The organism is Allobosea sp. (assembly GCF_048595345.1).
Lineage (GTDB): Bacteria > Pseudomonadota > Alphaproteobacteria > Rhizobiales > Beijerinckiaceae > Allobosea.
This window is the reverse complement of the sequence record NZ_JBMDWH010000212.1, coordinates 1-14,585: the sequence shown is the minus strand read 5'-3', so window position 1 is coordinate 14,585 and position 14,585 is coordinate 1. Positions and strand designations below refer to the sequence as shown.

At 68.0% G+C, this 14,585-nt stretch carries 17 protein-coding genes and 1 pseudogene; 3 read left to right on the top strand and 15 right to left on the bottom strand.

Annotation, left to right across the window (positions count from 1 at the left end):
- The 13 genes and pseudogenes from ACOJTB_RS18170 to ACOJTB_RS18110 form a co-directional block, all read right to left on the bottom strand.
- Nucleotides 1-140 (bottom strand): annotated as a pseudogene (locus ACOJTB_RS18170) (ferredoxin--NADP reductase); the annotation flags it as partial.
- A 113-nt stretch (nucleotides 141-253) separates the two neighbouring features.
- On the bottom strand, nucleotides 254-409 hold the full coding sequence (locus tag ACOJTB_RS18165) for a hypothetical protein (RefSeq protein WP_420103932.1): 156 nt from the start codon (nucleotides 407-409) through the stop codon (nucleotides 254-256).
- A gap of 12 nt (nucleotides 410-421) precedes the next feature.
- Nucleotides 422-1,360 (bottom strand): precorrin-2 dehydrogenase/sirohydrochlorin ferrochelatase family protein, encoded by a 939-nt coding sequence (locus ACOJTB_RS18160; RefSeq protein ID WP_420103931.1) that lies wholly within the window; start codon nucleotides 1,358-1,360, stop codon nucleotides 422-424.
- Between the two features lie 27 nt (nucleotides 1,361-1,387).
- Entirely contained in the window at nucleotides 1,388-1,888 is a 501-nt protein-coding gene (locus ACOJTB_RS18155) for a DUF934 domain-containing protein (RefSeq protein WP_420103930.1), read from the bottom strand.
- Entirely contained in the window at nucleotides 1,878-3,545 is a 1,668-nt protein-coding gene (locus ACOJTB_RS18150; protein ID WP_420103929.1) for a nitrite/sulfite reductase, read from the bottom strand. The genes ACOJTB_RS18155 and ACOJTB_RS18150 overlap by 11 nt, the downstream gene beginning before the upstream one ends.
- A 1-nt stretch (nucleotide 3,546) precedes the next feature.
- On the bottom strand, nucleotides 3,547-3,894 hold the full coding sequence (locus tag ACOJTB_RS18145) for a DUF2849 domain-containing protein (RefSeq protein WP_420103928.1): 348 nt from the start codon (nucleotides 3,892-3,894) through the stop codon (nucleotides 3,547-3,549).
- 343 nt (nucleotides 3,895-4,237) lie between these two features.
- Entirely contained in the window at nucleotides 4,238-5,284 is a 1,047-nt protein-coding gene (locus ACOJTB_RS18140) for a sulfate/molybdate ABC transporter ATP-binding protein (protein WP_420103927.1), read from the bottom strand.
- Between the two features lie 17 nt (nucleotides 5,285-5,301).
- Nucleotides 5,302-6,195, bottom strand: a complete 894-nt coding sequence (gene cysW, locus ACOJTB_RS18135; RefSeq protein ID WP_420103926.1) for a sulfate ABC transporter permease subunit CysW — start codon at nucleotides 6,193-6,195, stop codon at nucleotides 5,302-5,304.
- Nucleotides 6,188-7,042, bottom strand: a complete 855-nt coding sequence (cysT, locus tag ACOJTB_RS18130; RefSeq protein ID WP_420103925.1) for a sulfate ABC transporter permease subunit CysT — start codon at nucleotides 7,040-7,042, stop codon at nucleotides 6,188-6,190. The genes cysW and cysT overlap by 8 nt, the downstream gene beginning before the upstream one ends.
- 7 nt (nucleotides 7,043-7,049) lie before the next feature.
- The gene (locus tag ACOJTB_RS18125; RefSeq protein WP_420103924.1) at nucleotides 7,050-8,087 is read right to left on the bottom strand and encodes a sulfate ABC transporter substrate-binding protein; all 1,038 of its coding nucleotides are present in this window, start codon (nucleotides 8,085-8,087) and stop codon (nucleotides 7,050-7,052) included.
- A gap of 158 nt (nucleotides 8,088-8,245) precedes the next feature.
- Entirely contained in the window at nucleotides 8,246-9,880 is a 1,635-nt protein-coding gene (locus ACOJTB_RS18120; protein WP_420103923.1) for a sulfate adenylyltransferase subunit 1, read from the bottom strand.
- Nucleotides 9,880-10,782, bottom strand: a complete 903-nt coding sequence (gene cysD, locus ACOJTB_RS18115) for a sulfate adenylyltransferase subunit CysD (RefSeq protein WP_420103922.1) — start codon at nucleotides 10,780-10,782, stop codon at nucleotides 9,880-9,882. The genes ACOJTB_RS18120 and cysD overlap by 1 nt, the downstream gene beginning before the upstream one ends.
- Nucleotides 10,779-11,525, bottom strand: coding sequence for a phosphoadenylyl-sulfate reductase (locus ACOJTB_RS18110; protein ID WP_420103921.1), 747 nt, complete (start codon nucleotides 11,523-11,525; stop codon nucleotides 10,779-10,781). The genes cysD and ACOJTB_RS18110 overlap by 4 nt, the downstream gene beginning before the upstream one ends.
- A 217-nt stretch (nucleotides 11,526-11,742) precedes the next feature.
- On the opposite strand from ACOJTB_RS18110, the gene ACOJTB_RS18105 reads away from it, so the two are divergent.
- A complete protein-coding gene (locus tag ACOJTB_RS18105) occupies nucleotides 11,743-11,892 on the top strand; it encodes a hypothetical protein (protein ID WP_420103920.1) in 150 nt (49 codons plus the stop codon).
- A gap of 13 nt (nucleotides 11,893-11,905) precedes the next feature.
- Here ACOJTB_RS18105 and trhA read toward each other — a convergent pair whose 3' ends face one another.
- Nucleotides 11,906-12,568 (bottom strand): PAQR family membrane homeostasis protein TrhA, encoded by a 663-nt coding sequence (trhA, locus tag ACOJTB_RS18100; protein ID WP_420103919.1) that lies wholly within the window; start codon nucleotides 12,566-12,568, stop codon nucleotides 11,906-11,908.
- Between the two features lie 271 nt (nucleotides 12,569-12,839).
- Here trhA and ACOJTB_RS18095 point away from each other — a divergent pair, with 271 nt between their 5' ends.
- Both ACOJTB_RS18095 and ACOJTB_RS18090 read left to right on the top strand, forming a co-directional pair.
- Nucleotides 12,840-13,334, top strand: coding sequence for a YciE/YciF ferroxidase family protein (locus ACOJTB_RS18095; RefSeq protein ID WP_420103918.1), 495 nt, complete (start codon nucleotides 12,840-12,842; stop codon nucleotides 13,332-13,334).
- A 121-nt stretch (nucleotides 13,335-13,455) separates the two neighbouring features.
- Nucleotides 13,456-13,755, top strand: a complete 300-nt coding sequence (locus ACOJTB_RS18090; protein ID WP_420103917.1) for a con-10 family general stress protein — start codon at nucleotides 13,456-13,458, stop codon at nucleotides 13,753-13,755.
- Between the two features lie 46 nt (nucleotides 13,756-13,801).
- Here the strand turns inward: ACOJTB_RS18090 and ACOJTB_RS18085 are convergent.
- Nucleotides 13,802-14,585: phosphodiesterase (locus tag ACOJTB_RS18085; RefSeq protein WP_420103916.1), on the bottom strand; the 784-nt coding region annotated here is incomplete at its 5' end.

Below are 14,585 nucleotides of genomic sequence, written 5' to 3'. Positions count from 1 at the left end.
TTTTCGCCCACCTTCAGCCCGATCATCGTGAACTGGCCGTTCTTGAAGCGGAAGGTCGCATCCCGCGTCGTCGTGAAGCTGAACAGGGTGTCCGTCCAGTGATGGACCGAGAGAACCCGCTCCTCGTAGAAATTGCTCATCGTCGCTCGCTGCCATCCTGTGTCCGGCTCGCAGCCCACCTTGGCAAAGGGCGGGCCGGAAGCGGTTGATCGTCGTCAAAGTCCCATGTTGCGAGGGACCCGGTGCGCCTTTGCTAGAGGCTCACCGCGATCTTCAGCGCCACCAGCGCGAGGATCGCCAGCCAGCAGGCGATCTCGGCCCTGCGGCTGCCGGGCGCCTGGGCGGCGGCCTGCTCGTAGCGGTCCAGCTCCATCTCGTGATCCTCCGCTGCTGTCGGGGGGCGCTGCATCGATCGGTCGTCTCAGGCTCGCTTGCGGTCGGCGTGGGCGCCGCGCGTGCGGCCCACCAGCTTGACGATGGCGAGCGGGGCCTGCGGGTCGAGCGAAGCCAGAAAGGCGGCATCATCGCCCGGCGCGGGCAGGCGGCGGGCCTCGCGGCGGCCCAGCTCGAGGACGGCGGGTGCGATGTCCGGCCCGTGCAGGATGACGTCCGCCGCCTGCATCAGCCGGATCTGGCGCAGGGTGAGGCGCTCGGGATCGTGCGGATCGACGCAGATGGCGGTGAGATGCGGGCCGCCCCGAGACGTCCCGTCATCCTCCGCCACCGCTTCGGCAATCCGGCGCAGGGTCTCGGCGGTGCCGACCTCCTGCGGGCCGGGAACGAAAAGCAGATCGACGAAACGCTCCCAGAAGCGCCGCCGCGCCGGCTTTTCCGGTAGGCGCTCGGCGAGTTCCTCGCGGAAGGCCTTGGCCATCGCGGTCCAGGCCGCGAGCCCGGCCGGGAGAATGGCCTCGATGCGCCGGCGCAGGGCCTGGGCGAGGATCGGGGCGGCGCCATCGGTCGAGATGCCGATGATCGTCGGCGAGCGGTTGACGATGGTGCCGAACTGGAAATCGCAGGCATGCGGCGTGTCGATGACGTTGACGAGTGCGCCGGCCGCCTTTGCCTTGGCGCGGAAGCCGTCGATTTCGTCCTCGCCGTTCTCGGGCTCGAGCAGCGCGATGACGACGCCGCTGAAATCAGCGGCCTGCCAGGGTTCGTGGCGCAGCAGGATCCGCGACGGCTTGGTGGCCGCCAACTCCGTCAGCGAAGCGGCGGGCTCATGGGCGAACACCTCCACCACCGCGCCGGCCGCCGCCAGCAATTCAACCTTCCAAACCGCGCCCACGCCGCCGCCGACCACGACGGCGCGCTTGCCGTCGAGATCGAGGAAGATCGGCAGTTTGGCGAGCGTATCCATCGGGCGGGACGATAGCCTCGTTCGCGATCAGCCGCGCGCCGCGCGGCGGCGGTCGAGAATGCTGCCGTCGCGCTCATAGCCGCGCTGATAGGCATCTCCGCCCCAGGCGGCGGCCTCGCGCCATTGCTCGGGGTCCTGCCGCGCGGCGCTCGTCGCCGGCAATTCGACCTCGTCGAAGCCGCAGGCGAGCGCATAGGCGAATTGATCGGGGATCAGCGGGCCGACCGCGCGCAGACGGCCGGTGAAGCCGGCCCGGCGCAGACGCCGGGCGATGCTGAAGCCGCGCCCGTCCGAGAAGGCGGGGAAGGAGACGGCGAGCAGTGCGAGCCGCGGCAGATGGGGGGCCAGCGCCTCGACGGTGACGGTGTTCGGCACCTCGACGCCGACAGGCTGGCCCTCGGCCAGCAGGCTCAGCGCGGCGGGCAGAGCCTCCAGCGGCAGCAGCGGGCGGGCGATGGGATCGGCGGGCGCCGCGCCCTCCGTCCGGGTCCAGAGTTCTGGCGCTTCCCCGTTGCGATCAAGCAGCATCGGCGAATTCCTTGAAAGCCTGCTTGAACGGGGCGGTGCCGACACGGCGCACGGTCGCGATGAAGTTCTCGTTGTCGGCGCGATGGGCGAGATAGACCTCGACGATCCGCTCGATCGCATCCGGCACCGCCTCGGCAGCGAGGCCGGGGCCCAGAATGTCGCCGATGGCGGTGTCGTTGCCGGCATCGCCCCCCAGTGTGATCTGGTAGGATTCGATGCCGCGCTTCTCCAGCCCCAGAATGCCGATATGGCCGACATGATGGTGGCCGCAGGCGTTGATGCAGCCCGAGATCTTGATGTTGAGCGTGCCGATCAGCTCCTGCCGGGCCTGATCGGCGAAGCGCTGCGAGATCGCCTGCGCGATCGGGATCGAGCGGGCGGTGGCCAGCGCGCAATAATCGAGGCCGGGGCAGGCGATGATGTCGGTGACGAGGTCGAGATTGGCGGTCGCCAGCTCCGCGCCCTCCAGCGCCTGCCAGACGGCGAAGAGGTCGTCGAGCTTCACATGCGGCAGGATGAGGTTCTGCGCATGACTGACGCGCAGCTCGTCGAAGGAGTAGCGCTCGGCAAGGTCGGCGACGAGCCGCATCTGCTCGCTGGTGGCGTCGCCGGGCGCGCCGCCGATCGGCTTCAGGGATATGGTGAGGGCGGTGTAGCCCGGCACGCGGTGCGGCGTGAGGTTGTTCCTGGCCCAGCGGGCGAAGGCGGGGCTCGCCGCCTTCGCAGCCTCGAAGGCGGCGCTGGTCGCCGGCAGCGTCTCATAGGCGGGCGGGGCGAAATAGGCGGCGATGCGCGCCACTTCCGCCTCGTCGGCGACGATGCGGGCCGGGTCGAGCTTCGCGAATTCCGCCTCGACGCGCTCGCGGAAGGTTTCGGTGCCGATCTCGTGGACGAGGATCTTCACGCGCGCCTTGTATTTGTTGTCGCGGCGCCCTTCCAGATTATAGACCCGCATCACCGCCTCCAGATAGGCGAGCAGCAGGGGCTTGGGCAGGAAGTCGCGCACGACCTTGCCGATCATCGGCGTGCGGCCGAGCCCGCCGCCGACGCTGATCTCGTAGCCGGTCTCGCCGGTGTCCGGATGGCGCAGGATGCGGATGCCGATATCGTGCGCCTTGATGACGGCGCGGTCATGGGCGGCGCCGGTGACCGCGATCTTGAACTTGCGCGGCAGATAGCTGAATTCGGGATGGGCGGTCGACCATTGCCGGATCAGTTCGCTGACCGGGCGCGGATCCTCGATCTCGTCCTGCGCGACGCCGGCGAAATGATCCGCCGTGACGTTGCGGATGCAGTTGCCCGAGGTCTGGATGCAATGCATCTCGACATCGGCCAGCAGGTCCAGAATATCGGGAATGTCGCGCAGCTTCGGCCAGTTGAACTGGAGATTGGTGCGGGTGGTGAAATGGCCGTAGCCGCGGTCATAGCGCTCGCCGATCAGCGCGAGCTGGCGCAGCTGTCGGGAGTTCAGCGTGCCATAGGGCACGGCGATGCGCAGCATATAGGCGTGAAGCTGCAGATAGACGCCGTTCTTGAGCCGCAGCGGCTTGAACTCGTCTTCCGTCAGAGCACCCGAGACGCGCCGCGCGACCTGGTCGCGGAACTGGGCGTTGCGCTCGCGCACGAAGCGCTCGTCGAACTCGTCATAGCGATACATGTCAGGCGGTCCTGCTCAGGCCTTCGCCGGCCTGCTTGCCGAGATCGGGGCGGTTGCTCGGGCCCAGCGTCTTGAACTTCTCGCGGAAATGGCGCGGCACCGGCCGGCCGTCCTCGATCGCGACATCGACCAGATAGGCATCCACGACGCGATTGCCGGCGAGCTCGGCGGCTGCGAATGCTTCCAGCCGCGCCGCGCCCTCCTCGTCATGGGCGATGCGGGCTGCAGCGGGATCGCGCGACCAGACAATCTCGCCGCCATCGCTGGCCGCGAAAACGACATCGCCGTCCAGCAGGTCGTTGGCGAGCAGGATCGCGGGCAGAGGGGGGCGCTTGGGGGCTGCAGCCATCAGACCGGCTTCCCGGAGAGGCGGCGCGCGGCATGGCGCAGGCAGTTGGAAACGAGCTTCAAGGCACCCTCCGGACGATGCCAAATTCTAGTTCACGGAGGAGAGGGCTTCAATTTACATTGTAGAGATGGAATTTCTGAATATTACAGGCAGAATGTAATATTTATCTCCGCCATGCGGGCCTAGGCATGGGCGGGGAGATTATTCTCGTCGCGACAGGGCATTCTCCCCGTCATTGCGAGGAGCGGGGCGACGACGCAATCCAGTAAGCCGTCGTGCTCTGCCGCTTCTGGATTGCTTCGCTTCGCTCGCAATGACCGCTGGTGGAACGGGCGCGTCGGGCTCATGCCGCCGCGAACAGCATGCCGTGGGTGATCCGCAGCTTGATCCGCTCGCCGATGGCCGGCGCCACGGGGCTGGTCAGGTCGAGGTCGAGCCGTTTCGGCAGGCCTTCGACCGCGACTTCCGCGCGCCGCAGCGGGCCGTTGCGGCGCAGATGCTCGATCACGCCCGGAATGGCGAGCGGGGCGTCGTCGACGATCTTGAGGTGATGCGGGCGGACATAGAGGGCGCCTGCCCCGGCCTGGTTCTGGGTCAGCCCGCCATAGACCGGCCGGTCGGCAAGGAAGGCCTGGCCGCCGACGACACGCACCGGCAGGCGGTTGGCCTCGCCGAGGAATTCGCAGACGAAAGGGTTGGCCGGGTGGTCGTAGACATCGTCCGGCGTGCCGACCTGCTGGAGCCTGCCGTCATGAAGGATCGCGACGCGATCGGCCAGTTCCAGCGCCTCCTCCTGGTCGTGGGTGACGAAGATGGTGGTGTGGCCGGTGCGGGCGTGGAGGTCGCGCAGCCAGCCGCGCAGATCCTTGCGGATCTTGGCGTCGAGCGCGCCGAAGGGCTCGTCCAGCAGCAGCACCTGCGGCTCGATGGCGAGCGCGCGGGCGAGGGCGACGCGCTGCCGCTGGCCTCCCGAGAGCTGGGTCGGATAGCGTCTGGCGAGGCCGGGCAGTTGCACCAGTTCGAGCAGCTCGGCGACGCGCTTGCCGATCTCGGCCTCGCTCGGCCGTTCGCGACGCGGGCGGGAGCGCAGGCCGAAGGCGACGTTGTCGGCGACCGTCATGGTGCGGAACAGCGCGTAATGCTGGAAGACGAAGCCGATGCGGCGGTCGCGCAGGGAGAGCTGGCGCGTATCGGTGTCGCCGAACAGCACGCGGCCGGAATCGGCGCTCTCCAGCCCGGCGACGACGCGCAGCAGCGTCGTCTTGCCCGAGCCCGAGGGACCGAGCAGTGCGACGAGTTCGCCGCCCTGAATGTCGAGCGAGACGCCGCGCAGCGCCTGAAAGGTCTCGAAGCTCTTGGCGACGGCCTCGATGCCGACCGGAACGGTCATGGATGCGATCTCCCGTTTCAGTGGCGGCGGGTGGCGGCGATCTCGTCGCCGAACCGCCATTCGAGCACGGTCTTGATGACGAGGGTGACCAGCGCCAGCCCTGCCAGCAGCGAGGCGACGGCGAAGGCGGCTGCGGTCATGTACTCGTTGTACAGAATCTCGACATGCAGCGGCATGGTGTTGGTGAGGCCGCGGATCTTGCCGGAGACGACCGCCACGGCGCCGAATTCGCCCATGGCGCGGGCGTTGCAGAGCAGTACCCCGTAAAGCAGGCTCCATTTCACGTTCGGCAGCGTCACGGTGAGGAAGGTGCGCCAGCCGGAGGCGCCGAGCGTCAACGCCGCCTCCTCGTCGCTGGAGCCAAGCGCCTGCATATGCGGAATGAGTTCGCGCGCCACGAAGGGAAAGGTGACGAACACTGTCGCAAGCACGAGGCCGGGCAATGCGAAGACGATCTTGACGTCATGGGCCTGCAGCCAGGGGCCGAGAAAGCCCTGCGCGCCGAAGAGCAGCACGAAGACGAGACCCGCGATCACCGGCGACACCGAGAAGGGCAGGTCGATCAGGCTGATCAGCAGGCTCTTTCCCCGAAACTCGAACTTCGCCACCGCCCAGGCGGCCGCGAGCCCCACTACGACGTTGAGCGGCACCGCGATGGCCGCGACCAGCAGCGTCAGCTGCATCGCCGCGATGGCGTCGGGCTCGGTGATCGCAGCCTTGTAGGCCTGCCAGCCACGCGCGCCGGCCTCGACGAACACCGAGAGCAGCGGGAGGAACAGAAAGAAGGCGAGAAACGCCAGGGCGAGCGCGATCAGCGCGATGCGCACCGGCAGGCTTTCGCCGCGGATCGCCGCGCGGGCGGGGGCAGGCACGTCGCGCAGCGCGACCGGAGAGGCGGCGAGGTCAGACATGGCCGAAGCGACGCCTTGCAAAGGCCTGGATCAGATTGGCCGTCAGGATCAGCGCGAAGGCGAGCAGCAGCATCAGCACGCCGACCACGGCGGCGCCGGCATAATCGAACTGCTCGAGCCGGATCACGATCAGCAGCGGAGCGATCTCGGAGACCATCGGCACATTGCCGGCGATGAAGATCACCGAGCCGTATTCGCCGACGGCGCGCGCGAAGGAGAGCACGAAGCCGGTCAGCAGCGCCGGGATCAGCGGCGGCAGCACGACGCGGGTGATAGTGCGCCAGCGGCTGGCACCGAGCAGGGCCGCTGCCTCCTCGATATCGGCGCCCGCCTCCTGCAGCACCGGCTGGACGGTGCGGACGACGAAGGGCAGGCCAACGAAGATCAGCGCGACCATTACGCCCAGCGGCGTATAGGCGATCTTGTAGCCGAGCGGGGCGAGCAGCCCGCCCACCCAGCCATTGGGCGCATAGATCGCGGCGAGCGCGATGCCGGCGACGGCGGTGGGCAGGGCGAAGGGCAGATCGACTGCCGCATCGAGCAGCCTGCGGCCGGGAAAGTCGTAGCGCACCAGAATCCAGGCGATCAGCAGCCCGAAGACGGTGTTGACGATCGCCGCCAGCATCGCCCCCAGGAAGGAGAGCCGGAGCGCGGCGAGCGTGCGGGGCGAACTCGCCACAGCCCAGATATCGGCCGGGCCGGCCGAGAGCGCCTTGAGGAACAGCGCGCCCAGCGGAATGAGGACGATCAGCGACAGCGCCGTCACGGTGATGCCGAGCGACAGGCCGAGGCCGGGCAGAACGCTCGGCTGCCGCCACCGTCCGATCAGGGCCGTCGCTTGCGTCATCGCGGTCTCAGCGGGCCGGCTTGTAGAGCTGGTCGAAGGTGCCGCCATCGCCGAAATGGGCGGGCTGCGCCTTGGCCCAGCCGCCGAAGGCGCCGTCGATGGTCACCAGCTCGAGCTTGGGGAACAAAGCGATGTCCTTCGGGTCCGCCGCCTCGGGCTTGCGCGGGCGATAATGGTTCTTGGCGATGATCGCCTGAGCCTTCGGCGTGTAGAGGAACTCCAGATAGGCCTGCGCGGCGGCGCGAGTGCCCTTGGCGTCGGCGTTGGCATCGACCAGCGCGACCGGCGGCTCGGCCAGGATCGACAGGCTCGGCACCACGATCTCGAATTTGTCGGCGCCGAATTCGTCGAGCGCGAGGAAGGCCTCGTTTTCCCAGGCGAGCAGCACGTCGCCGATGCCGCGCTGGGTGAAGGTGGTGGTGGCGCCGCGCGCGCCGGTGTCGAGCACGGGCACGTTCGTCAGCAGCTTGGCGATGTAGTCGCGCGTCTTGGCCTCGTCATTGCCATAGGCCTTCTGCGCGAAGGCCCAGGCGGCGAGGTAGTTCCAGCGGGCGCCGCCCGAGGTCTTGGGGTTTGGCGTGATGACCTGCGTGCCGGGCTTCACCAGATCGCCCCAGTCCTTGATCGCCTTCGGGTTGCCCTTGCGGACGAGGAAGACGATCGTGGAGGTATAGGGCGAGGAATTGTCCGGCAGACGCTTCTGCCAGTCGAGCGGCAGCTTCTTCGAGCGCTGGGCGATGGCGTCGATATCGCCGGCCAGCGCCAGCGTGACCACATCGGCATTCAGCCCGTCGATCACCGTGCGGGCCTGCGCGCCCGAGCCGCCATGCGACTGGCGGATGGTCGTGATCTTCTTGTCCGGGTTGGCGGCGTTCCACTCGGCGAGGAAGGCGCTGTTGATGGAGCGGTAGAGCTCGCGCGTGGGGTCATAGGAGACGTTGAGCAGTTCCTGCGCGCGAACCGAGGCGACTATGCCGAAGCAGAGGGCGAAGGCCGCAAAGCCGAGTCCCATCTGCAGGACACGCTGGAAGGGGCGCTTGGTCATGATCGCTCCAATCTCTAGGAAGAACAAATCGTTCTTTATGACGGACGATACTAGGCGAAGACGCTTGGCGTTCCAAGCTACCGCAACGAGCAGCGCTTTCCAAAGTTCATGCCACCGGGAGAAGGATTTGTTTTCCCCGGTTGCGATGAAACCCTTGGTCAGATGCCGCCACCATGGACGTTCTCGCCCGTCGCGAGCGAACGGGCCCGCAGGCCGCGCCAAAGGCCGGCCATGCCGAGCTTGGACGACAGGATGACGAGCGGGCGCAGCACCAGATCGGCGAGGCCGATGCCGATCGCCAGAGGCGCCGAACCCGTCAGGCCCCAAAGCAGGCCGGCCAAGGCGACGCTGCTGGCCAGGTGCGCGAAGACCTGACCGAAGCGCAAGGCACGGGCGAGCGAATCGGGCGGGCCGACCCAGCGGCGGATGCGGCCGGCGAGTTCCGGCTCGTGCTGGCGCGGCCTCTCGGGCGCGACCTCCTCGCCGACGAAGCCGAAGGCCACCGTCTCATGCGTCACCCGGTCGATGAGGATGAAGCCGCCCATCTCGGTATTGCGGGCGAAGGGCAGGGCCGGCACCGGCCGGTCGAGCAGCAGCGTGGCGACGCCGATGTCGTTGGGGCCGAGCGCTGTCGCGGAGACCGGCTTCAGCGTCTGGATGTCGATGGCGTGGTGCAGTTCGCCGATCGCCGCCTCGATCCGGCTCGAGGCCAGCTTCAGCCAGTAGCGGTTCTCCGCCGCCAGCGGCGTCTCGCCGGTCCAGAGCAGTTTCGCGCGCAGGGTCGAGCGCAGCAGCGGGCGCTGCTCGGCGGCCACGAGCACGTCTCCGCGCGAGACGTCGATCGCGTCGGCGAGCGTGACCGTCACCGGCTGGCCGATCCCGGCGCGCGGGATGTCGCCGCTAGGCCCAATGATACGGGTAACGGTGCTCGCGCGGCCGGAGGGCAGCACGGCGAGCCGGTCGCCGACCGACAGCGTGCCGCGCGCGATGGTGCCGACATAGCCGCGGAAATCGGCGTTCGGCCGGTTGACCCATTGCACGGGCAGCATCAGCCCGCCCTCCGCCTGCGGCCGGCCGGCATCGACCTCCTCGAGAAACGGCAGCAGAGCGGGGCCGCGATACCAGGGCATCGCTGGCGAGCGCCCGAGGATGTTGTCGCCGTCGCGGGCCGAAATCGGGATCGCGGTGACCTGGCTCAGGCCGAGCGTCTCGGCGATGGCGGCGTAGTCCGCGACGATCTTCCGGAAGACGGCCTCGTCATAGCCGACGAGATCCATCTTGTTCACCGCGAGCACGACCTGGCGTACCCCGACCAGCGAGACGATGGTGGAGTGGCGCCTCGTCTGCGGCAGCAGGCCGAGCCGCGCATCGACGAGAATCACCGCGAGATCGGCGGTGGAGGCGCCAGTCGCCATGTTGCGGGTGTATTGCTCGTGGCCGGGCGTGTCCGCGACGACGAAGCCGCGGCGCGGCGTGGCGAAATAGCGATAGGCGACGTCGATGGTGATGCCCTGCTCGCGCTCGGCCGAGAGGCCATCGACCAGCAGGGCGAAATCCAGCTCCGCTCCGCGCGTGCCGAAGCGGCGGGAATCGTTCGCCAGCGTGTCCATCTGGTCGTCGAGGATAGCGCCGGCCTCGTAGAGCAGGCGCCCGATCAGCGTCGACTTGCCGTCATCAACCGAGCCGCAGGTGAAGAAGCGCAGCGCGGGCTTGCGGCCGCGCTGGTGATCGTTGGCGGCATCCTCGCGGGTCGCGACGGTGGGCTGGGCGAGTTTGCGGGCAGTCGAGCCCATCAGAAGTATCCTTCCTGCTTCTTCTGCTCCATGGAGCCGGCGCCGTCATGATCGATGATCCGGCCCTGGCGCTCGGAGGTGCTGGAGGCGCGCATTTCGGCGATGATGTCGGGCAGGGTCGCGGCATGGCTCTCCACCGCGCCGGTCAGCGGGTAGCAGCCCAGCGTGCGGAACCTGACCGAGCGGGTTTCGACGACCTCGTCCGGCAGCAGCGGGAGGCGCTCGTCGTCGCGCATGATCCAGGTTCCGCCGCGGCGCACGACCGGGCGCGGGGCGGCGAAATAGAGCGGGACGACCGGGATGTTCTCGAGCGCGATGTAGTCCCACACATCCTGCTCGGTCCAGTTCGAGAGCGGGAAGACGCGGAAGCTCTCGCCTTGCCTTTTCAGCGTGTTGAACAGGCGCCAGGGCTCGGGCCGCTGGTTCTTCGGGTCCCAGCGATGGCCGGCGCTGCGCAGCGAGAAGATGCGCTCCTTGGCACGGCTCTTTTCCTCGTCGCGGCGGGCCCCGCCAAAGGCGGCGTCGAAGCCGTGCCGGTCCAGTGCCTGCTTCAGGCCTTGGGTCTTCATCACGTCGGTGTGGATGCGAGAGCCGGAATCGATGGGGTTGATGCCAGCGCGGACGCCCTCCTCGTTGATGTGGACGATGAGGTCGAGGTTCAGCCGTCGCGCGGTCTCGTCGCGGAAGGCGATCATGTCCCGGAACTTCCAGGTCGTGTCGACATGCAGCAGCGGGAAGGGCAGGCGGCCGGGCGCGAAGGCCTTCATCGCCAGATGCAGCAGCACGGCGGAATCCTTGCCGATCGAATAGAGCAGCACCGGCTTCTCGCAGGTCGCCACCACCTCGCGGAAGATGAAGATCGCCTCGGCCTCGAGGCGCTGGAGATGGCCCATCTCGATCATGCCGGAACTCCCATGTTCTGCCGCGTCAGCCGGCCGTCCGCGCCGACATGGAGGCCGCATTCCTTGGCCGCCTCGTCCTCCCACCACCAGCGCCCGGCGCGCTCCGGTTCGCCCGGCGCGATGGCCCGGGTGCAGGGCGCGCAGCCGATCGAGAGAAAGCCGCGGGCATGCAGCGGCGACACCGGCAGCTCCTCGGTCTCGGCCAGGGCGGCGATGTCCTCGCGGCTCCAGTCATGCAGCGGGTTGAGCTTGGTCAGGCCGCGCTCGGCGTCGGTCTCGGTCAGGCCGATCCGGGCGCGGGCGGCCGACTGGTCGGCGCGCAGGCCGGTGATCCAGAGCTTGGCTCCCGCCAGAGCGCGCTCCAGCGGCTCCAGCTTGCGCAGGCCGCAGCATTGCTTGCGCAGGTCGATGGCGTTGCGGAAGCCGTTCACGCCATGATGGGCGACGAATCGCTCCACCGCTTCGCCGCGCGGCGCATAGCCATGGATGACGATGCCGTAGCGCTCTTCGGTGCGCTGCCAGAGATCATAGGTCTCGGGAAAGAGCCGTCCGGTGTCGAGCGTCGCGAAGCGGATGCGGGCTGCGACGCCGGCGTCATGCAGCAGATGGGTGAGGAACTGGTCCTCGAGCCCGAAACTGGTCGTGAAGACAGCGCCGACGTTCTTCTCCGCCAGATGCTGCGCCAAAAAGGCCGACAGGGATCGCGCGCGATCCGCTGCGGCCAGTCCATCCCGATGTGTCATGAATCTTGCTGCTGAGATGCGTCCGATATCGTGATCGCAGGATATCGAAACGGCCGGGGCGCTTCTTTCTCTTGTTTCGGGCGCGCGAAGAACGGCCTTCCCCAAAGTCAGCCTGGCGCCTGCAGGTTCTTCTCTCGGCTCACGACAGACCATGCCGAACCGCATGCGACTCCCCGGCGTTCATCGGATGAGAGCCGAGCCAGTGCAGGAGGATGCCGTGCAGTCGGATGGAAGCTTCGTCATCTGGATCGTGGTCGCGGCGATTCCCGTCGCGCTGCTGCTTATTTCCGGCTGGGCACGGGCCCGCCCGCCCGGCGAGAGCCGCAGCCGAACGCTGGAGCGCGAAAAAAAGCCGGAGGAGCTCTGATCGACCGGCGGCGTCAGGCCGTGGGCGCGACCGCGTAGGCCCGGAAAACCGCGCCATAGAAGCAGCCCGAGGCGGCCAGTACGAAGGCGTGCCAGATCGCGTTCTGGAAGGGCAGGCTCTCCCAGATGTGGAAGATCACACCGACCGAATAGAGCAGGCCGCCGGCCAGCATCAGCCAGAGCGCCGTCGCGGGCAGGGTGGCGATGCTCTCCCACAGCACCACGCCGCTCCAGCCCATGGCGAGATAGAGCAGGATCGACAGCCGATCATAGCGTCCGGGCAGCGCGACCTTGAGCGCGATCCCCGCGATCGCAACGAGCCAGACGACCGCGAGCAGCCCTTGCGCCGTCGCGCTTTCCCCCAGCTTCATCAGGAAGGGCGTGTAAGTGCCGGCGATCAGCACATAGATCGCCGAATGATCGAAGCGCCGCATCAGCCATTTCGCCGGCGATACAGGCCACATGTTGTAGACGGCGGAGATGATCAGCACGGCGAGCAGGGCGGCGCTGTAGATCGAGACCGGCAGCAGATCGGCCAGCGCCGAGGCGGCTACGAGATGGCCGATCAGCACAGCGACGCCGCTGATGCCGAGCGCGATGCCAATACCGTGGACGATGCCGTCGGCCCAGAGCTCGGCCCGATTGAATGTGAAGCGTCCGGTCGCGGGAATGCTCAAGGGCGGTCTCTCGGCAGGCGTTGGAATCACCGGCGATCCTCCCCTCCAGATCAGGTCATTTCATGGCCGCTGCCAAGCGTGACGCAAGGCCGCTGGCGCGCCGACCGAAGGCCGCGGCCGAGGCGGGGTGCAAAGCCGAGGCCTGCCGTGGGCAGGTCCGCTTGCGTGCTCCAGCGCACCCAAGAGCCAGCCGGTGCGCTGCGTGTCGCCCGCGCCGGAACCGCGCGGGTCCTCCCCGGTTCGGCAAGCTCTTCCCACCCAGGAGGCCATCATGGCGACCGAACCCAAGACGCTCGACGACCTATTCCTCGATACGCTGAAGGACATCTATTACGCCGAAAAACAGATCCTGAAGGCCCTGCCGAAAATGGCGAAGGCGGCGTCCTCGCCCGAGCTGAAGCAGGCCTTCCAGACCCATCGCGACGAGACCGAGACGCATGTCGAGCGGCTCAGTGAGGTGTTCGAGGCGATCGGCAAGGCCCCTCGGGGCAAGACCTGCGACGCCATCCTCGGCATCATCGAGGAGGGGAAGAGCATCATGGAGGAGTTCGAGGGCAGCCCCGCGCTCGATGCCGGCCTCGTCGCGGCCGCGCAGGCGGTCGAGCATTACGAGATGGCGCGCTATGGCACGCTGAAGGCCTGGGCGCAGGAGCTCGGCCACAAGGAGGCGGTGAAGCTGCTCGACCAGACGCTGAGCGAGGAAAAGAAGACGGACGAGCTTCTGAGCAAGCTCGGCACCGGCACCGCCAACAAGCAGGCGGCATGACGCTGCGGCGCCGCTCTGTCCGTGACCGGACCCAATCGCGAGCGGCGGAAAACATTGGCTGGTTCGTTCGTTGACCCAGCGAGCCAGCCGGCTCCTTTCCACCCACGACAGGAGATTTGCTATGGCAAACGACACCAGCAACCGCGGTTTTGCGTCGATGGACGACGACAAGCAGCGCGACATCGCTTCCAAGGGCGGGCAGAGCGTTCCGGCCGAGAAGCGCAGCTTCTCGCAGGATCATGATCTCGCCGCGGAAGCCGGCCGCAAGGGCGGCGAGAGCAGCGGCGGCGGCGATCGCCAGCAATCGGCCAGCGACCAGGATGGTCGCGGCCAGCAGGGCGGCGAGCGCGGCGGCTCGGGCAATTTCGCGAACGATCGCGAGAAGGCCTCCGAGGCCGGACGTAAGGGCGGCCAGAGCTGAGCCGATCCGCCTGAAGCGGATCGACATGATCAGGATGCGTCGGCCCTCAGGGGCCGGCGCATTCTTGCGGTTGGGACACCGGCGTCTGGCCGACTTCGGCCGCGTAGGCGCGAAAACCGTGCTCGTCGAGCATCAGGATGCGGTAGCAGGGCGGCCCGCCCGTCCACCAGGGCCGCGCCGCATCCGGTTCGGTGATGAAGCGGTGGGTGCAGGACTGGCCAGAGCTGAATGCGATGCCTTCCCGGCTCACGCCGGTCAGCTGCACATGCAGATGACCGAAGACGATGTGGCGCACGCCGCCTGGATGGCAGGCGAGGCGGGCGATGACCGCACCACCGTCATGCAGGCCGATATTCTTGAAATGGGCCAGCCCGTCCGGCACCGGCGGGTGGTGGATGAAGACCGTGACCGGCTGCTCGCCGGCCCCTGCCAGCGCCTCGTCGAGCCAGGCGAGGCGTTTTTCGCAGTACATCCCGCCGATGACGCCGGCCTCGTGGCTGTCGAGGAAGAGCAGCCGGCCGAAGGGCGTGTCCTGCCAGGATTGGATGAACCCGGCCTCGTCATGCGGATGGTCGGGAAAGGCCTCGCGGAAGGCGGGGCGTCCGTCGTGATTGCCCAGCATCAGCCGCACCGGCATCGGCAGCGGCGCCAGCAGATCCTTGAGCAGCGCATAGGCGGCCGGCTCGCCGTCGTTGCAGAGATCGCCGGTGATCACGACCAGGTCGGCATCGGCATGGCGGGCCGCGATATCGGCCAGCGCTTCGCGCAACTGCTGCGCCGGGTCGAGCCCATGGACGATGCCGCCGGGCGGGACGAGATGGGTGTCGGTG